Annotated in this window: 30 protein-coding genes; all 30 read left to right on the top strand. The window is 66.7% G+C overall.

Annotated features, from left to right (window positions below; all coding sequences use genetic code 11):
* Positions 1-10 precede the first annotated feature (10 nt).
* The 30 genes from rplC to rplQ all read left to right on the top strand — a co-directional run bounded on the left by rplC (position 11) and on the right by rplQ (position 16,620).
* The gene (rplC, locus tag ACFVUY_RS32285; RefSeq protein WP_189916064.1) at positions 11-658 is read left to right on the top strand and encodes a 50S ribosomal protein L3; all 648 of its coding nucleotides are present in this window, start codon (positions 11-13) and stop codon (positions 656-658) included.
* A 5-nt stretch (positions 659-663) separates the two neighbouring features.
* Entirely contained in the window at positions 664-1,341 is a 678-nt protein-coding gene (gene rplD, locus ACFVUY_RS32290) for a 50S ribosomal protein L4 (protein WP_359897509.1), read from the top strand.
* Entirely contained in the window at positions 1,341-1,658 is a 318-nt protein-coding gene (rplW, locus tag ACFVUY_RS32295) for a 50S ribosomal protein L23 (protein WP_030280768.1), read from the top strand. The genes rplD and rplW overlap by 1 nt, the downstream gene beginning before the upstream one ends.
* Before the next feature lie 43 nt (positions 1,659-1,701).
* Entirely contained in the window at positions 1,702-2,538 is an 837-nt protein-coding gene (gene rplB / locus ACFVUY_RS32300) for a 50S ribosomal protein L2 (protein WP_320440637.1), read from the top strand.
* A gap of 11 nt (positions 2,539-2,549) precedes the next feature.
* Positions 2,550-2,831, top strand: a complete 282-nt coding sequence (gene rpsS, locus ACFVUY_RS32305; protein WP_030055821.1) for a 30S ribosomal protein S19 — start codon at positions 2,550-2,552, stop codon at positions 2,829-2,831.
* A gap of 57 nt (positions 2,832-2,888) precedes the next feature.
* A complete protein-coding gene (gene rplV / locus ACFVUY_RS32310; protein WP_030055822.1) occupies positions 2,889-3,236 on the top strand; it encodes a 50S ribosomal protein L22 in 348 nt (115 codons plus the stop codon).
* On the top strand, positions 3,236-4,060 hold the full coding sequence (gene rpsC, locus ACFVUY_RS32315; protein ID WP_359820416.1) for a 30S ribosomal protein S3: 825 nt from the start codon (positions 3,236-3,238) through the stop codon (positions 4,058-4,060). Before rplV ends, rpsC begins: the two co-directional genes overlap by 1 nt.
* 5 nt (positions 4,061-4,065) lie before the next feature.
* Complete coding sequence (rplP, locus tag ACFVUY_RS32320) at positions 4,066-4,485, top strand: 50S ribosomal protein L16 (RefSeq protein WP_030055824.1); 420 nt, start codon at positions 4,066-4,068, stop codon at positions 4,483-4,485.
* Positions 4,485-4,709 carry a 50S ribosomal protein L29 gene (gene rpmC, locus ACFVUY_RS32325; RefSeq protein ID WP_063348970.1) on the top strand — a complete coding sequence of 75 codons (225 nt, stop codon included), beginning with the start codon at positions 4,485-4,487 and terminating at the stop codon, positions 4,707-4,709. The genes rplP and rpmC overlap by 1 nt, the downstream gene beginning before the upstream one ends.
* On the top strand, positions 4,709-4,981 hold the full coding sequence (rpsQ, locus tag ACFVUY_RS32330; RefSeq protein WP_030055826.1) for a 30S ribosomal protein S17: 273 nt from the start codon (positions 4,709-4,711) through the stop codon (positions 4,979-4,981). The genes rpmC and rpsQ overlap by 1 nt, the downstream gene beginning before the upstream one ends.
* 102 nt (positions 4,982-5,083) lie before the next feature.
* Positions 5,084-5,455, top strand: a complete 372-nt coding sequence (gene rplN / locus ACFVUY_RS32335) for a 50S ribosomal protein L14 (RefSeq protein WP_030393301.1) — start codon at positions 5,084-5,086, stop codon at positions 5,453-5,455.
* 15 nt (positions 5,456-5,470) lie between these two features.
* Positions 5,471-5,782, top strand: a complete 312-nt coding sequence (rplX, locus tag ACFVUY_RS32340; RefSeq protein ID WP_030055828.1) for a 50S ribosomal protein L24 — start codon at positions 5,471-5,473, stop codon at positions 5,780-5,782.
* Positions 5,782-6,351 carry a 50S ribosomal protein L5 gene (rplE, locus tag ACFVUY_RS32345; protein WP_030393302.1) on the top strand — a complete coding sequence of 190 codons (570 nt, stop codon included), beginning with the start codon at positions 5,782-5,784 and terminating at the stop codon, positions 6,349-6,351. The genes rplX and rplE overlap by 1 nt, the downstream gene beginning before the upstream one ends.
* Before the next feature lie 4 nt (positions 6,352-6,355).
* The gene (locus ACFVUY_RS32350) at positions 6,356-6,541 is read left to right on the top strand and encodes a type Z 30S ribosomal protein S14 (protein WP_030393303.1); all 186 of its coding nucleotides are present in this window, start codon (positions 6,356-6,358) and stop codon (positions 6,539-6,541) included.
* A 268-nt stretch (positions 6,542-6,809) separates the two neighbouring features.
* Entirely contained in the window at positions 6,810-7,217 is a 408-nt protein-coding gene (gene rpsH, locus ACFVUY_RS32355) for a 30S ribosomal protein S8 (RefSeq protein ID WP_033824224.1), read from the top strand.
* A 22-nt stretch (positions 7,218-7,239) separates the two neighbouring features.
* On the top strand, positions 7,240-7,779 hold the full coding sequence (gene rplF / locus ACFVUY_RS32360) for a 50S ribosomal protein L6 (protein WP_030393304.1): 540 nt from the start codon (positions 7,240-7,242) through the stop codon (positions 7,777-7,779).
* A 3-nt stretch (positions 7,780-7,782) separates the two neighbouring features.
* Positions 7,783-8,166, top strand: a complete 384-nt coding sequence (gene rplR, locus ACFVUY_RS32365; protein ID WP_030280785.1) for a 50S ribosomal protein L18 — start codon at positions 7,783-7,785, stop codon at positions 8,164-8,166.
* 48 nt (positions 8,167-8,214) lie between these two features.
* Positions 8,215-8,838, top strand: coding sequence for a 30S ribosomal protein S5 (gene rpsE / locus ACFVUY_RS32370; protein ID WP_030055834.1), 624 nt, complete (start codon positions 8,215-8,217; stop codon positions 8,836-8,838).
* Positions 8,838-9,020, top strand: a complete 183-nt coding sequence (rpmD, locus tag ACFVUY_RS32375) for a 50S ribosomal protein L30 (protein WP_030055835.1) — start codon at positions 8,838-8,840, stop codon at positions 9,018-9,020. Before rpsE ends, rpmD begins: the two co-directional genes overlap by 1 nt.
* Before the next feature lie 2 nt (positions 9,021-9,022).
* Positions 9,023-9,475 carry a 50S ribosomal protein L15 gene (rplO, locus tag ACFVUY_RS32380; protein ID WP_255752515.1) on the top strand — a complete coding sequence of 151 codons (453 nt, stop codon included), beginning with the start codon at positions 9,023-9,025 and terminating at the stop codon, positions 9,473-9,475.
* Between the two features lie 309 nt (positions 9,476-9,784).
* Complete coding sequence (secY, locus tag ACFVUY_RS32385) at positions 9,785-11,095, top strand: preprotein translocase subunit SecY (protein WP_387686301.1); 1,311 nt, start codon at positions 9,785-9,787, stop codon at positions 11,093-11,095.
* A complete protein-coding gene (locus tag ACFVUY_RS32390) occupies positions 11,095-11,748 on the top strand; it encodes an adenylate kinase (protein ID WP_380538526.1) in 654 nt (217 codons plus the stop codon). Before secY ends, ACFVUY_RS32390 begins: the two co-directional genes overlap by 1 nt.
* Positions 11,749-11,865: 117 nt before the next feature.
* On the top strand, positions 11,866-12,705 hold the full coding sequence (gene map / locus ACFVUY_RS32395) for a type I methionyl aminopeptidase (protein WP_387686304.1): 840 nt from the start codon (positions 11,866-11,868) through the stop codon (positions 12,703-12,705).
* Positions 12,706-12,836: 131 nt separating this feature from the next.
* A complete protein-coding gene (gene mscL, locus ACFVUY_RS32400) occupies positions 12,837-13,262 on the top strand; it encodes a large conductance mechanosensitive channel protein MscL (protein ID WP_359897506.1) in 426 nt (141 codons plus the stop codon).
* A gap of 194 nt (positions 13,263-13,456) precedes the next feature.
* Entirely contained in the window at positions 13,457-13,678 is a 222-nt protein-coding gene (infA, locus tag ACFVUY_RS32405; protein ID WP_003956442.1) for a translation initiation factor IF-1, read from the top strand.
* A 32-nt stretch (positions 13,679-13,710) separates the two neighbouring features.
* On the top strand, positions 13,711-13,824 hold the full coding sequence (gene rpmJ / locus ACFVUY_RS32410; RefSeq protein ID WP_003956441.1) for a 50S ribosomal protein L36: 114 nt from the start codon (positions 13,711-13,713) through the stop codon (positions 13,822-13,824).
* Positions 13,825-14,000: 176 nt separating this feature from the next.
* Complete coding sequence (rpsM, locus tag ACFVUY_RS32415) at positions 14,001-14,381, top strand: 30S ribosomal protein S13 (protein ID WP_350511311.1); 381 nt, start codon at positions 14,001-14,003, stop codon at positions 14,379-14,381.
* Between the two features lie 72 nt (positions 14,382-14,453).
* Positions 14,454-14,861 (top strand): 30S ribosomal protein S11, encoded by a 408-nt coding sequence (rpsK, locus tag ACFVUY_RS32420; RefSeq protein WP_030232513.1) that lies wholly within the window; start codon positions 14,454-14,456, stop codon positions 14,859-14,861.
* Between the two features lie 129 nt (positions 14,862-14,990).
* Positions 14,991-16,013 carry a DNA-directed RNA polymerase subunit alpha gene (locus ACFVUY_RS32425; protein WP_049649049.1) on the top strand — a complete coding sequence of 341 codons (1,023 nt, stop codon included), beginning with the start codon at positions 14,991-14,993 and terminating at the stop codon, positions 16,011-16,013.
* Between the two features lie 127 nt (positions 16,014-16,140).
* Positions 16,141-16,620, top strand: coding sequence for a 50S ribosomal protein L17 (gene rplQ / locus ACFVUY_RS32430; RefSeq protein WP_359897505.1), 480 nt, complete (start codon positions 16,141-16,143; stop codon positions 16,618-16,620).
* The last annotated feature ends 71 nt before the right edge of the window (positions 16,621-16,691 follow it).

The following is a 16,691-nucleotide window of genomic DNA, read 5'->3' on the forward strand; positions in this document are numbered from 1 at the left end:
CGCACCGAAGATGGCTAAGCAGATTAAGGGCATCCTGGGCGAGAAGCTCGGCATGACCCAGGTCTGGGACGAGAACAACCGGGTTGTCCCGGTGACCGTCGTCAAGGCTGGGCCCAATGTCGTGACCCAGGTCCACACCGCCGACAGCCCGGCCGGCTACGACGCCGTCCAGATCGGCTTCGGCGAGATCGACCCCCGCAAGGTGAACAAGCCCCTCGCGGGTCACTTCGCCAAGGCCGGTGTCACCCCGCGCCGCCACCTGGTCGAGCTGCGTACCTCGGACGCGTCCGAGTACACCCTGGGCCAGGAGATCACCGCCGAGCTGTTCGAGGCGGGTGTCAAGGTCGACGTGACCGGCACCTCCAAGGGCAAGGGCTTCGCCGGTGTCATGAAGCGCCACAACTTCCGGGGCCTCGGCGCCGGTCACGGCGTGCAGCGCAAGCACCGTTCGCCCGGTTCCATCGGTGGCTGCGCCACCCCGGGCCGCGTGTTCAAGGGCCTGAAGATGGCCGGCCGGATGGGTCACGAGCGTGTGACCACCCAGAACCTGACCGTGCACGCGGTTGACGCGGAGAAGGGTCTGCTCCTGATCAAGGGTGCGATCCCGGGCCCGAACGGCGGCCTCGTCCTCGTCCGCACCGCGGCGAAGGGGCTGTGAAGGATATGAGCACCATTGACATCCTGTCGCCCTCGGGTGACAAGACCGGCAGCCTCGAGCTGCCGGCCGAGATCTTCGACGCGAAGGTCAGCGTTCCGCTGATGCACCAGGTCGTCGTGGCGCAGCTCGCTGCGGCCCGTCAGGGCACCCACAAGACCAAGACTCGTGGCGAGGTCCGCGGCGGCGGCAAGAAGCCGTACCGCCAGAAGGGCACCGGCCGCGCCCGTCAGGGCTCGACCCGTGCGCCGCAGTTCGCCGGCGGTGGCGTCGTGCACGGTCCCGTGCCGCGCGACTACTCGCAGCGGACCCCGAAGAAGATGATCGCCGCCGCTCTGCGCGGTGCGCTCACCGACCGGGCCCGCCACAACCGCATCCACGTCGTCACCGACGTGGTCGCGGCCGAGGTGCCGTCGACCAAGGCCGCCAAGGGCCTGTTCGGCAAGATCACCGAGCGCAAGAACGTCCTCCTGGTCGTCGAGCGCGAGGACGAGCTGGGCCTGAAGTCCGCTCGGAACCTGCCGCACGTGCACATCCTGGACGCCGGTCAGCTGAACACCTACGACGTGCTCGTCTCCGACGATGTGGTCTTCACCCAGGCCGCCTTCGAGCGTTTCGTGGCCGGTCCGGCCGCGTCCGCCAAGGCCGTTGCCGCTGAGGGCGAGCTCGAAGGGAGCGCCGCCTGATGAGCGACGTTACGAGCAAGACGTTCACGGACCCCCGTGACGTCCTGGTGAAGCCGGTCATCTCCGAGAAGAGCTACAGCCTTCTCGACGAGAACAAGTACACGTTCATCGTGTCGCCGGGCGCCAACAAGACCCAGATCAAGCAGGCCGTCGAGGCGGTCTTCTCGGTCAAGGTCGAGGCTGTCAACACGATCAACCGTCAGGGCAAGCGCAAGCGCTCCAAGACGGGCTTTGGCAAGCGCAAGGACACCAAGCGCGCCATCGTGACGCTGGCCGAGGGCAACCGCATCGACATCTTCGGTGGTCCGGTCTCCTAACGGAGATCGTGATCGTCGATAAGGACGAGGACGAGAGAGCCAAATGGGCATCCGCAAGTACAAGCCGACTACGCCGGGCCGTCGTGGCTCCAGCGTGGCCGACTTCGTAGAGATCACGCGGTCCACGCCGGAGAAGTCGCTGGTTCGCCCCCTGCACAGCAAGGGCGGCCGTAACAACGCCGGTCGGATCACCGTTCGCCACCAGGGTGGCGGTCACAAGCGCGCCTACCGCGTGATCGACTTCCGTCGTCACGACAAGGACGGCGTGCCGGCCAAGGTCGCGCACATCGAGTACGACCCGAACCGCACCGCGCGCATCGCGCTCCTGCACTACGCGGACGGCGAGAAGCGCTACATCATCGCGCCGCGCGGCATCGCGCAGGGTGACCGGATCGAGAACGGCGCTGGCGCCGACATCAAGCCGGGCAACAACCTGCCGCTGCGCAACATCCCGGTCGGTACCACCATCCACGCGGTGGAGCTGCGTCCCGGTGGCGGTGCCAAGCTGGCCCGCTCCGCCGGCTCCGGCATCCAGCTGCTGGCGCGTGAGGGCAAGATGGCGCACCTGCGCATGCCCTCCGGCGAGATCCGCCTGGTGGACGCGCGCTGCCGCGCGACCGTCGGCGAGGTCGGCAACGCCGAGCAGTCGAACATCAACTGGGGCAAGGCCGGCCGTATGCGCTGGAAGGGCGTTCGCCCGACCGTGCGTGGTGTGGCCATGAACCCGATCGACCACCCGCACGGTGGTGGTGAGGGTAAGACCTCCGGTGGTCGCCACCCGGTCTCGCCGTGGGGCCAGAAGGAGGGTCGTACCCGTCGCCCGAAGAAGGCGTCGGACGCTCTCATCGTGCGCCGCCGCAAGACCAACAAGAAGCGCTAGGAGCAGGTCAGATGCCGCGCAGTCTCAAGAAGGGCCCCTTCATCGACGGCCACCTTCTCAAGAAGGTGGACGCGCAGAACGAGGCGGGTACCCAGAACGTCATCAAGACCTGGTCCCGTCGCTCCGTGATCTTCCCGGCCATGCTCGGCCACACGATCGCGGTTCACGATGGTCGCAAGCACGTCCCGGTGTTCGTCACCGAGTCGATGGTCGGCCACAAGCTGGGCGAGTTCGCTCCGACCCGCACCTTCCGCGGCCACGTCAAGGACGACCGCAAGTCGAAGCGTCGCTAGTCGCCTGAGCTTCACCGCCAGAACGACTCAATGACTTACTCCATTAAGGGGACAACCATGGAAGCCAGGGCCCAGGCGCGGTACATCCGCGTCACGCCCATGAAGGCCCGCCGCGTGGTGGACCTCATCCGTGGCCTGCCGGCCACGGAGGCCCAGGCCGTCCTGCGTTTCGCTCCGCAGGCCGCCACCGTGCCGGTCGGCAAGGTGCTCGACAGCGCCATTGCCAACGCCGCGCACAACTACAACCACTCCAACGTGGACGACCTCGTCATCAGCGAGGCGTACGTTGACGAGGGTCCGACCCTGAAGCGGTTCCGTCCGCGTGCCCAGGGCCGCGCCTACCGGATCCGCAAGCGGACCAGCCACATCACCGTGGTCGTCAGCAGCAAGGAAGGGACCCGGTAATGGGCCAGAAGGTTAACCCGCACGGGTTCCGCCTCGGCATCAGCACGGACTTCAAGTCCCGCTGGTACGCCGACAAGCTGTACAAGGACTACGTCAAGGAAGACGTTGCCATTCGTCGCATGATGACGAAGGGCATGGAGCGCGCCGGCATCTCGAAGGTTGAGATCGAGCGCACCCGCGACCGCGTCCGCGTCGACATCCACACCGCTCGCCCCGGCATCGTCATCGGTCGCCGTGGCACCGAGGCCGACCGCATCCGCGGCGACCTCGAGAAGCTGACCGGCAAGCAGGTCCAGCTGAACATCCTCGAGGTCAAGAACCCCGAGCTGGACGCCCAGCTCGTGGCTCAGGGCGTCGCGGAGCAGCTGTCCTCGCGCGTCTCCTTCCGCCGTGCCATGCGCAAGTCGATGCAGGGCACCATGAAGTCCGGCGCCAAGGGCATCAAGGTCCAGTGCTCCGGTCGTCTCGGCGGCGCCGAGATGAGCCGTTCGGAGTTCTACCGCGAGGGTCGCGTGCCGCTGCACACCCTGCGTGCGAACGTCGACTACGGCTTCTTCGAGGCCAAGACCACCTTCGGCCGCATCGGCGTGAAGGTCTGGATCTACAAGGGCGACGTCAAGAACATCGCCGAGGTCCGCGCTGAGAACGCCGCTGCCCGCTCGGGCAACCGCCCGGCCCGTCCCGAGGGTGGTCGTCCCGCCCGCGGTGGCGACCGCCGTGGTGGCGAGCGCGGTGGCCGTGGCCGTCGCCCCGCCGCTGCCGAGGCCCCCGCGGCCGCGGCCGCCGAGGCGCCGGCTGCCGAGAACACCGGAACGGAGGCCTGACCCCAATGCTGATCCCCCGTCGGGTCAAGCACCGCAAGCAGCACCACCCCAAGCGCCGTGGCGCTGCCAAGGGTGGCACCGAGCTCGCGTTCGGCGAGTACGGCATCCAGGCCGTCACCCCGGCCTACGTGACGAACCGGCAGATCGAGTCCGCTCGTATCGCCGTCACCCGTCACATCAAGCGTGGCGGCAAGGTCTGGATCAACATCTACCCGGACCGTCCGCTCACCAAGAAGCCGGCCGAGACCCGCATGGGTTCCGGTAAGGGTTCGCCCGAGTGGTGGATCGCGAACGTGCACCCGGGTCGGGTCATGTTCGAGCTGTCGTACCCCAACGAGAAGGTGGCTCGTGAGGCGCTGACCCGCGCAGCTCACAAGCTCCCGATGAAGTGCCGGATCATCCGGCGCGAGGCAGGTGAGAGCTGATGTCGGCCGGCACCAAGGCTGCTGACCTCCGCGAGCTGGACAACGAGGGTCTCGTTGCCAAGCTCCGTGAGGCCAAGGAGGAGCTGTTCAACCTCCGCTTCCAGGCGGCGACCGGGCAGCTCGACAACCACGGACGGCTGAAGCTCGTCCGCAAGGACATCGCGCGGATCTACACCCTGATGCGCGAGCGCGAGCTGGGCATCGAGACGGTGGAGAACGCCTGATGACTGAGAACACCAACGAGACGCGCGGTTTCCGCAAGACCCGTGAGGGTCTCGTCGTCAGCGACAAGATGGACAAGACCGTCGTCGTCGCCGTCGAGGACCGCGTCAAGCACGCTCTGTACGGCAAGGTCATCCGCCGTACGAACAAGCTGAAGGCGCACGACGAGGCGAACGCCTGCGGCATCGGCGACCGGGTCCTCCTCGCGGAGACCCGCCCGCTGTCCGCGACGAAGCGCTGGCGCGTCGTCGAGATCCTCGAGAAGGCCAAGTAACGAAGCCGATGTGGTACGGCCGTATGTGCAGCGGGTCCCTGCGGGACGCCGGTGTGAGCAGCGGCCGGCCCGTCAGCTCTCGTTGACGATCAGGAGAAAGCTGTGATCCAGCAGGAGTCGCGACTGCGTGTCGCCGACAACACGGGCGCGAAGGAAATCCTTTGCATCCGCGTTCTCGGTGGCTCCGGTCGTCGCTACGCCGGTATCGGGGACGTCATCGTCGCGACCGTCAAGGACGCGATCCCCGGCGGTTCGGTGAAGAAGGGTGACGTCGTCAAGTGCGTCGTCGTCCGTACCGTGAAGTCGCGTCGTCGTCCGGATGGCTCGTACATCCGCTTCGACGAGAACGCCGCGGTTGTTCTGAAGAACACCGATGGTGACCCCCGTGGCACCCGCATCTTCGGCCCGGTGGGCCGCGAGCTGCGTGACAAGAAGTTCATGAAGATCATCTCGCTTGCGCCGGAGGTGCTCTAACTCATGGCGAACAGCATGAAGATCAAGAAGGGTGACCTGGTTCAGGTCATCACCGGCAAGGACCGCGGCAAGCAGGGCAAGGTCATCCAGGCCATGCCCGCCGAGAACAAGGTCCTGGTCGAGGGTGTGAACCGGGTCAAGAAGCACACCAAGCCGGGCCCGGGCACTCAGGGTGGCATTGTCACCGTCGAGGCCCCGGTGCACGTCTCCAACGTCCAGCTGGTCGTGGAGAAGGACGGCAAGAAGGTCGTCACCCGCGTTGGCTACCGCTTCGATGACGAGGGCAACAAGATCCGCGTTGCCAAGCGAACCGGTGAGGACATCTGATGTCTGAGACGACTGTTGAGAAGGTGACCCCCCGTCTCAAGGAGCGTTACAACTCCGAGATCAAGGGTCAGCTGCAGGAGCAGTTCTCGTACGAGAACGTCATGCTGACGCCCGGCCTGGTCAAGGTCGTCGTCAACATGGGTGTCGGCGAGGCCGCCCGTGACAGCAAGCTGATCGAGGGCGCGATCCGCGACCTGACCGCGATCACCGGTCAGAAGCCGGCCGTGACCAAGGCTCGCAAGTCCATCGCGCAGTTCAAGCTGCGCGAGGGCCAGCCGATCGGCACGCACGTCACCCTCCGCGGTGACCGCATGTGGGAGTTCCTGGACCGTCTGGTTTCGCTGGCCCTGCCGCGAATCCGTGACTTCCGCGGCCTCTCCCCGAAGCAGTTCGACGGCCGTGGCAACTACACCTTCGGTCTGACCGAGCAGGTTATGTTCCACGAGATCGACCAGGACAAGGTCGACCGTCAGCGCGGTATGGACATCACCGTCGTGACCACCGCTCAGACCGACGACGAGGGCCGGGCGCTCCTGCGCGCTCTGGGCTTCCCGTTCAAGGAGGCGTGAGCCAATGGCGAAGAAGTCCCTCATCGCGAAGGCCGAGCGGAAGCCGAAGTTCGGCGTCCGGGCCTACACCCGGTGCCAGCGCTGCGGCCGTCCGCACTCGGTGTACCGCAAGTTCGGCCTCTGCCGTGTCTGCCTCCGTGAGATGGCGCACCGCGGCGAGCTGCCGGGCGTGACCAAGAGCTCCTGGTAATCAAGGCGCTTTAGGCACACAGCGAAGCAGAGGTGCCCGATCCCACACCGGCCCGTTTTGGGCCTGCCGTACGGAGTCCCGTAAGGTAGTGGGGTCGGGCCCCCTGCCACGGCTTCCCCATGGATGTCCGTGGCCCTCTCAAGGGAGGGCTCGCACCCAGTCTTACGACGTCGCAGGTCCCCTGCGCTTGTGCCCCTGACGAACTCGGAAGAGTGCGTAAGGGGGACCTGGCGCGGAGAAACCGCGGCGAGAGAGGCCTGAGGCCATCATGACCATGACCGACCCCATCGCAGACATGCTCACGCGTCTGCGTAACGCGAACTCGGCGTACCACGACACCGTGGCGATGCCGGCCAGCAAGATCAAGGCGCACGTCGCCGAGATCCTGCAGCAGGAGGGGTACATCTCCTCCTACAAGGTTGAGGAGCCCGTCGAGGGCGAGGTCGGCAAGAAGCTGACCATCGAGCTCAAGTTCGGCCCCAACCGTGAGCGCTCCATCGCCGGCATCAAGCGCATCAGCAAGCCGGGTCTGCGTGTTTACGCAAAGTCCACCAACCTGCCGAAGGTTCTCGGCGGCCTGGGCGTGGCGATCATCTCCACGTCCTCCGGCCTCCTGACCGACAAGCAGGCCGCCAAGAAGGGCGTAGGCGGAGAAGTTCTCGCCTACGTCTGGTAATTCGGGAAACGGAGGTACAGCAATGTCGCGCATTGGACGGCTGCCCATCCAGGTCCCCGCTGGCGTGGACGTCACCATCGATGGCCAGACGGTCTCGGTGAAGGGCCCGAAGGGCTCCCTCACCCACGTCGTCGCCGCGCCGATCGAGATCGGCAAGGGCGAGGACGGCATTCTGGCTGTCACCCGCCCCAACGACGAGCGTCAGTCGAAGGCCCTGCACGGCCTGACCCGCACGCTGGTGGCGAACATGATCACCGGCGTGACCGCGGGCTACCGCAAGTCGCTGGAGATCAGCGGTGTCGGCTACCGAGTTCTGGCGAAGGGCTCCGACATGGAGTTCCAGCTGGGCTACAGCCACCCGATCCTCGTCGAGGCGCCCGAGGGCATCTCCTTCGTCGTCGAGTCGGCCACCAAGTTCCACGTGGACGGCATCGACAAGCAGAAGGTCGGCGAGGTCGCCGCGAAGATCCGCAAGCTGCGCAAGCCGGACCCGTACAAGGCCAAGGGTGTCAAGTACGCGGGCGAGGTCATCCGCCGCAAGGTCGGAAAGAGTGGTAAGTAAGCGATGAGTGTCTCTGTCAAGATCGGCAAGGGCAACGCCTACAAGAGCGCCGCTCGCAAGCGCCGCGCGATCCGCGTTCGCAAGCGCGTCGTCGGCACCGAGGTGCGTCCGCGCCTCGTCGTGACGCGCTCGAACCGTCACATGGTCGCCCAGGTCATCGACGACGCCAAGGGTCACACCCTGGCGTCGGCGTCCACCCTCGACGTGTCCATCAAGGGCGCCGAGGGCGACAAGACCGAGCTGGCCAAGAAGGTCGGGAGCCTGGTCGCCGAGCGCGCCAAGGCCGCCGGCATCGAGTCGGTCGTCTTCGACCGCGCGGGCAACCGGTACGCCGGCCGCATCGCCGCCCTGGCGGACGCGGCTCGCGAGGCCGGGCTCGACTTCTAAGCCGCTCGTCGACTCTGTCGACGGACGTAAACGAGAGAGGTAATTCCAATGGCTGGACCCCAGCGCCGCGGTAGCGGCGCCGGCGGTGGCACCGGCGGTGGCGAGCGGCGCGACCGTAAGCGTGACGACCGGGGCAACGCCCCCGCCGTCGAGAAGACCGCTTACGTCGAGCGCGTCGTCGCGATCAACCGTGTCGCCAAGGTTGTCAAGGGTGGTCGTCGCTTCAGCTTCACCGCGCTGGTCGTGGTGGGCGACGGTGACGGCACCGTGGGTGTCGGTTACGGCAAGGCGAAGGAGGTTCCGGCCGCCATCGCCAAGGGTGTTGAGGAGGCCAAGAAGAACTTCTTCAAGGTCCCCCGTATCCAGGGCACCATCCCGCACCCGATCCAGGGTGAGAAGGCCGCCGGCGTCGTGCTGCTGAAGCCCGCCGCCCCCGGTACCGGTGTTATCGCCGGTGGTCCGGTGCGCGCCGTCCTGGAGTGCGCCGGCATCCACGACATCCTGTCGAAGTCGCTCGGCTCGGACAACGCGATCAACATCGTGCACGCCACCGTGGCCGCTCTGAAGGGCCTCGTGCGCCCCGAGGAGATCGCCGCCCGTCGTGGTCTGCCGCTGGAGGACGTGGCCCCCGCCGCTCTGCTGCGGGCGCGTGCTGCTGGGGTGAGCGCCTGATGGCTCGCCTGAAGATCACGCAGACCAAGTCGTACATCGGCAGCAAGCAGAACCACCGTGACACCCTGCGTTCGCTTGGTCTCAAGCGCATGCACGACGTGGTGGTCAAGGAGGACCGTCCCGAGATTCGCGGGATGGCCCACACGGTCCGTCACCTGGTGACGGTTGAGGAGGTGGACTGATCATGGGCGACAACCCGATCAAGATCCACAACCTGCGTCCCGCCCCGGGTGCCAAGACCGACAAGATCCGCGTGGGTCGTGGTGAGGGCTCCAAGGGTAAGACCGCTGGTCGTGGTACCAAGGGCACGAAGGCCCGCTACCAGGTTCCGCAGCGCTTCGAGGGTGGCCAGATGCCGCTCCACATGCGCCTGCCGAAGCTGAAGGGTTTCAAGAACCCGTTCAAGATCACCTTCCAGGTCGTCAACCTCGACAAGCTGGCCGAGCTCTACCCGCAGGGTGGAGAGGTCACGGTCGAGGACCTGGTCGCCAAGGGCGCGGTTCGCAAGAACTCCCTCGTCAAGGTGCTCGGCACCGGCGAGATCTCGGTTGCCCTGCAGGTGACGGTCGACGCCGTCTCCGGCTCGGCCGCCGAGAAGATCACCGCCGCCGGCGGTACGGTCACCGAGCTCGTCTGAGCCCGCTGACAACCGGCTTCGAGCCCCGCACCTCCTCCGGGAGGTGCGGGGCTCGTGCCGTTCCCGGGGATATCCGGCCGGACGGCGCTCGTTCTTTTGTGTGGCAAACCCGGGCATCCCGTACCCCATGAGTGGGGGAGGGGCGGTACGCGCTTCTTCCGAGTGGCTGCGCACTGTTAGAGTCCGTGGAGTTCCCTTGTAGGCTGCGCGTAGGCTCGCCTGTGCCGTCTGTACGGGGGCCCGAACCGCAAACTCCCCATTCAGGACCGACCCTCCCGCCGACGACGCGCGGGAGGCGCAGGAGGCACCGTGCTCAGTGCGTTCGCGCGGGCGTTCCAGACGCCCGACCTGCGCAAGAAGCTGCTGTTCACGCTGGGCATCATGGTGCTGTTCCGCCTGGGCTCGCACATCCCGATCCCGGGCGTGAGCTTCACGGCCGTGAACGAGTGCGTGAAGGAGACCAAGAACAGCGGCCTCTTCGGACTCGTCAACCTGTTCAGCGGTGGCGCGCTCCTCCAGCTGACGATCTTCGCCCTCGGCATCATGCCGTACATCACGGCGAGCATCATCCTCCAGCTCCTCACCGTCGTGATCCCGCGACTGGAGATGCTGAAGAAGGAGGGACAGGCCGGCCAGGCCAAGATCACCCAGTACACCCGCTACCTGACCATCGCGCTCGCCGTGCTCCAGGGCACCGGCATCGTGGCGACGGCCTCCAGCGGTGCGCTGTTCTCCGGCTGCCCGCTGGCCAACGAGATCGTCCCGGACACCGGCGTGTTCCGGATCGCCGTCATGGTGCTCACCATGACCGCCGGCACGACGGTCATCATGTGGCTCGGCGAGCTGATCACCGACCGCGGCATCGGCAACGGCATGTCGCTGCTGATCTTCACCTCGATCGCGGCCCAGTTCCCGTCCTCGATGTGGGCGATCAAGCAGTCCGGCACCATCGGCGGCGGCTGGGTCGAGTTCCTCTCCGTGGTCGCGGTCGGCGTCATCGTCGTGATGCTGGTCATCTTCGTCGAGCAGGCCCAGCGCCGGATCCCGGTCCAGTACGCGAAGCGGATGATCGGGCGCCGGGCGTTCGGCGGGACCTCGACCTACATCCCGCTCAAGGTGAACCAGGCCGGTGTCATCCCGGTCATCTTCGCCTCGTCGCTGCTGTACATCCCCGCCCTGGTGGTCCAGCTGACCAACAGCCAGGCAGGCTGGGCCACGTGGATCCGGACGAACTTCGTCAAGGGTGACCACCCGATCTACATGGCCACCTACTTCCTGCTGATCGTCTTCTTCGCGTTCTTCTACGTCGCCATCTCCTTCAACCCCGAAGAAGTTGCCGACAACATGAAGAAGTATGGTGGGTTCATCCCGGGTATCCGGGCCGGCCGACCGACGGCCGAGTACCTGAACTACGTGCTGACCCGTATCACGTGGCCGGGTTCGCTCTACCTGGGCCTGATCGCGTTGATCCCGATGATCGCCCTGGTCGCCTTCGGACAGCAGACCAACTTCCCGTTCGGCGGCACCAGCGTGCTCATCGTCGTCGGCGTCGGACTCGAAACTGTGAAGCAGATCGAGAGCCAGCTCCAGCAGCGCAATTACGAAGGGTTCCTCCGCTGATGCGTATCGTCCTCGTTGGTCCTCCCGGGGCCGGGAAGGGTACTCAGGCGCACCTGCTCGCCAAGACCCTGTCCATCCCGCACATCTCCACCGGCGACCTGTTCCGTGCCAACATCGGCCAGGGCACCCCGCTGGGGCTCGAGGCCAAGGGCTACATGGACGCAGGCCGCCTGGTACCGGACGAGGTCACCATCGGGATGGCCAAGGACCGCATGCTCCAGGCGGACGCCGAGAACGGCTTCCTGCTCGACGGCTTCCCCCGCAACCTCGGCCAGGCCGAGGCGCTCGACGAGTTCCTCGCCGAGAAGGGCATCAAGCTGGACGGCGTCCTGGACCTGGAGGTCCCCGAGGACGAGGTCGTCAAGCGGATCGCGGGCCGTCGCCTGTGCCGCAAGAACGGCAGCCACGTGTTCCACGTCGCGTACAACCCGCCGAAGGAGGAGGGTGTCTGCGACGAGTGCGGTGGCGAGCTCTACCAGCGCTCGGACGACACCGAGGCAGCGGTGCGCACCCGCCTGGAGGTCTACCACACGGAGACCGAGCCGATCATCGGCTACTACAAGGAGCAGGGGCTGCTGGTGACCATCCCGGCCCTCGGCAAGGTGGACGAGGTCACCTCCCGCGCCATCGAGGCGCTGAAGCAGGACAGCTGAGTCTCTCGGCGAACGTACGACGGTACGGCCGGGTCGCCCGCCCCTCGCGGGTGGCCCGGCCGTTTCGGCGTCGTACGGTGGTAGCAGTGGTAATCCGGACTTGGAAGGCGTGACCAGATGGTGGAGATCAAGACCCCCGAGCAGATCGCGAAGATGCGAGCGGCCGGGCTGGTCGTCGCCGAGGCCCTGAAGGCCTGTCGCGAGGCGGTCGTCCCCGGGGTGACCACCCAGGAGCTCAACGACGTCGCGGACAAGGTCATCACCGGCCACGGTGCCACCTCGAACTTCCGGGCCCACCACGGCGGGCTCTGGTTCCCGGGCGTGATCTGCGCCTCGGTGAACAACGAGGTCGTGCACGGCATCCCCGGCGAGCGGGTGCTCCAGGAGGGTGACGTCATCTCGATCGACTGCGGCGCCATCCTGGACGGCTGGCACGGCGACTCGGCCATCACGGTGGCGGTCGGCGAGGTCCGCCCGGAGGTCGAGATGCTGAGCCGGGTCACCGAGGGCTCGATGTGGGCCGGCATCGCCCAGATGAAGAAGAACAACCGCCTGGTGGACGTCTCCAAGGCGATCGAGGGCTTCATCCGTCGCCAGCCGCTGCCGCCGAAGGGCAAGTGGGGCATCACCGAGGGCTACGGCGGTCACGGCATCGGCACCGCGATGCACATGGAGCCGCACGTGCTGAACTACGTCGAGCGCGGCCGCGGCAAGGGCCCGAAGCTGGTCCCCGGCACCGTGCTCGCGATCGAGCCGATGGTGTCGCTCGGCACCCCGCACACCACCGTGCTGGACGACGAGTGGACGGTCGTCACCAACGACGGCACCTGGGCCTCGCACTGGGAGCACTCGGTGGCCGTCACCGAGCAGGGCCCGCTGGTGCTGACCGCCTTCGACGGCGGCAAGGCCGAACTGGCCAAGCTGGGCATCACCGCAGCTCCGGACCCCCTCGCGTAGTCGCCACGGCGCTCAACTGCCGCTGCTGACAAGGGATCAGAGCCCTGGAGGTTTGGACCTCCAGGGCTTTTGTCCTATTTTTATCGGCTGGCAGGGTCTGTAGTGGCTTACGAGCGAGCAGGAGAGAGTACGTGCTCAAGGGATTCCGCGACTTCATGATGCGCGGCAACGTCGTCGACATGGCGGTCGGTGTGGTCATCGGTGCCGCGTTCACCGCGGTGGTGACCGGCTTCGTGTCCGCCTTCCTCACCCCGCTGGTGGGCGTGGTGGTCGGTGCGGCCGGCGACTTCAGCTCGTACAAGGCGCACATCGCGGGGGTGACCTTCCCGTACGGGCAGTTCCTCAACGTGCTGATCGCGTTCTTCATGACCGCCGCGGTGCTGTACTTCTGCGTGGTGCTGCCGATCACCAAGGCGACCGCGCGCTACATGCCGAAGAAGCCGAAGACGCCGAAGCGTCCCTGCCCCGAGTGCCTGACCGAGATCCCCGAGGCCGCCCGCCGCTGCTCGGCCTGCACCGCCCACGTCGAGCCGCTGGTGGTCGTCGCCAAGGCCTGACGCGACGGGTGTGACGGTGACCGCTTTCCGGGACCCCCGTTTTGGTCCGTCGGACGCGCTGGCGTAGGATGGACCGTCGGCTCACTCGTAGCGTGCTTCAGCGCGCCCTCTTCCCCCCGGGGGAGGGGTGAACCCAGGTTCGCACGAGCGTTCCGCATACGGTAGCCGGTCCCGGAAGGTGGATCTCGCAGTTCATGGCTAAGAAGCAAGGCGCCATTGAGATCGAGGGCACCGTGATCGAGTCTCTGCCGAACGCGATGTTCAAGGTCGAGCTGCAGAACGGTCACAAGGTCCTCGCGCACATCAGTGGCAAGATGCGCATGCACTACATCCGCATCCTGCCGGACGACCGGGTCGTCGTGGAGCTCAGCCCCTACGACCTCACGCGCGGGCGGATCGTCTACCGCTACAAGTAAGAACGTCAGATCTAGACCCGGAGAACCTGAACATGAAGGTCAAGCCGAGCGTCAAGAAGATCTGCGACAAGTGCAAGGTGATCCGCCGTCACGGCCGGGTCATGGTGATCTGCGACAACCTGCGCCACAAGCAGCGCCAGGGCTGATCTCTCCCCAGCATTTCTCGTAGTACTTCGCGCGACGCGAAAACGTCATAAGCGGGCTGCCCGATCCGTTCCGTCCGGAACGGACTGCCACCCCCGGTCAGAGGCCGGGGCTCCCTCACCGTGAGGTGTCGGAGTAGGTAGCACGCAAGACCTCTGAAAAAGCACAGGAGCCTTGAATGGCACGCCTCGCCGGCGTTGATCTCCCCCGTGAGAAGCGGATCGAGATCGCCCTCACCTACGTGTACGGCATCGGCCGTACCCGCGCCCAGCAGACCCTGGCCGAGACCGGTGTGAACCCGGACGTCCGCGTCCGCGACATCACCGAGGACGACCTGGTCAAGCTGGGTCAGTACATCGACGCCAACTACACGGTCGAGGGTGACCTCCGCCGTGAGGTGGCCGCCGACATCCGCCGCAAGGTCGAGATCGGCTGCTACGAGGGTCTGCGTCACCGCCGTGGCCTGCCGGTCCGCGGCCAGCGCACCCACACCAACGCGCGTACCCGCAAGGGCCCGCGTCGCGCGATCGCCGGTAAGAAGAAGCCGGGCAAGAAGTAGTCCGTCCCGTAACCGGACATCCCTCCGGCCCGCGGGTCAGCGGACCGACCACCTCAGTAGGAGAACAGACTTATGCCCCCCAAGGGTCGTCAGGCTGCCGGCGCGAAGAAGATCCGCCGCAAGGAAAAGAAGAACGTCGCTCACGGCCACGCGCACATCAAGAGCACGTTCAACAACACCATCGTTTCGATCACCGACCCCGCGGGCAACGTGATCTCCTGGGCCTCTGCCGGCCACGTCGGCTTCAAGGGCTCGCGCAAGTCGACCCCGTTCGCCGCGCAGATGGCCGCCGAGGCCGCTGCCCGTCGCGCGCAGGAGCACGGCATGCGCAAGGTTGACGTCTTCGTGAAGGGTCCGGGCTCCGGCCGCGAGACCGCGATCCGTTCGCTCCAGGCCACCGGCCTGGAGGTCGGCTCGATCCAGGACGTCACCCCCACCCCGCACAACGGCTGCCGTCCGCCGAAGCGCCGCCGCGTCTGACGCAGCGCCTTCGGGCACGCAGGTGATGTTTTAAACCTCGTACGGGCTCCCGTTCTCCACGGGAGCCCGTACGCTTGGTCCTGTCGGCATCAAATAGTGGGTGCCGAAGACAACCGGAGGATTTCCCCCATGCTTATCGCTCAGCGTCCCTCGCTGACCGAAGAGGTCGTCGACGAGTTCCGCTCCCGGTTCGTGATCGAGCCGCTGGAGCCGGGCTTCGGCTACACCCTCGGCAACTCCCTGCGCCGCACGCTCCTGTCGTCGATCCCGGGTGCCGCTGTCACCAGCATCCGCATCGACGGCGTCCTGCACGAGTTCACCACCGTGCCGGGCGTCAAGGAGGACGTGACCGACCTCATCCTCAACATCAAGCAGCTGGTCGTCTCCTCGGAGCACGACGAGCCGGTCGTGATGTACCTGCGCAAGCAGGGCCCGGGTGTCGTCACCGCCGCCGACATCGCCCCGCCGGCGGGTGTCGAGGTGCACAACCCCGAGCTGGTCCTCGCCACGCTGAACGGCAAGGGCAAGCTGGAGATGGAGCTGACCGTCGAGCGCGGTCGCGGCTACGTCTCCGCCGTCCAGAACAAGGCCTCCGGCCAGGAGATCGGCCGCATCCCGGTCGACTCGATCTACAGCCCCGTGCTGAAGGTCACCTACAAGGTCGAGGCCACCCGTGTCGAGCAGCGGACCGACTTCGACAAGCTGATCGTCGACGTCGAGACCAAGCCCGCCATGCGTCCGCGCGACGCCATGGCCTCGGCCGGCAAGACCCTGGTCGAGCTGTTCGGTCTCGCCCGCGAGCTGAACATCGACGCCGAGGGCATCGACATGGGCCCGTCCCCGACGGACGCCGCCCTGGCCGCCGACCTGGCGCTGCCGATCGAGGAGCTGGAGCTCACCGTCCGCTCCTACAACTGCCTCAAGCGCGAGGGCATCCACACCGTGGGTGAGCTCGTCGCCCGCTCCGAGGCCGACCTGCTCGACATCCGCAACTTCGGTGCGAAGTCGATCGACGAGGTCAAGGCGAAGCTGGCCGGCATGGGCCTGGCCCTCAAGGACAGCCCGCCCGGGTTCGACCCGACCGCTGCCGCCGACGCCTTCGGCGCCGACGACCTCGACGACTCGCACTTCGCCGAGACCGAGCAGTACTAAGAGAATTGGCCGCGGGGGCGGTTCCACGGAGCCGCCCCCGTCGTCGTGAAAGTCGTACGGGCAACAGTGCCCGTACGCCCGCTGCGGTACCTGATACGGCCGTAGTCGGAGATCCAAGGAGAAATCCATGCCGCGTCCCACCAAGGGTGCCCGCCTCGGCGGCGGCCCGCACCACGAGCCGCTGCTGCTCGCCGGTCTGTGCCGGGAGCTGTTCCAGTACGGCCGCATCACCACGACCGAGGCCAAGGCCCGTCGGATGCGCCCGCTGGCGGAGAAGCTGATCACCAAGGCGAAGAAGGGCGACATCCACAACCGTCGCCTGGTGCGCAAGACCATCACCGACATCTCGGTGCTGCACACCCTCTTCACCGAGATCGCGCCGCGCTACGAGAACCGCCCGGGTGGCTACACCCGCATCACCAAGATCGGTCCCCGTCGTGGCGACAACGCCCCGATGGCCGTGATCGAGCTGGTCGAGGCGCTGACCGTCGCGCAGACCGCCGTCGGCGAGGCCGAGGCCGCCACCAAGCGCGCCGTCAAGGAGGCCGACGAGGCCGCTGCCGTCGAGACCAAGGCCGACGAGGCCGAGGCCGCCGAGCAGGCCTGACGCCTCTAGGTGTTCCGCGGGCCCGTTTCCCCAGCAGTGGGGGAGCGGGCCCGTTCCTCATCCCCGGGAGA

Origin of the sequence: Kitasatospora sp. NPDC058063, from assembly GCF_042885395.1 — a bacterium.
Lineage (GTDB): Bacteria > Actinomycetota > Actinomycetes > Streptomycetales > Streptomycetaceae > Kitasatospora > Kitasatospora lactacystinica.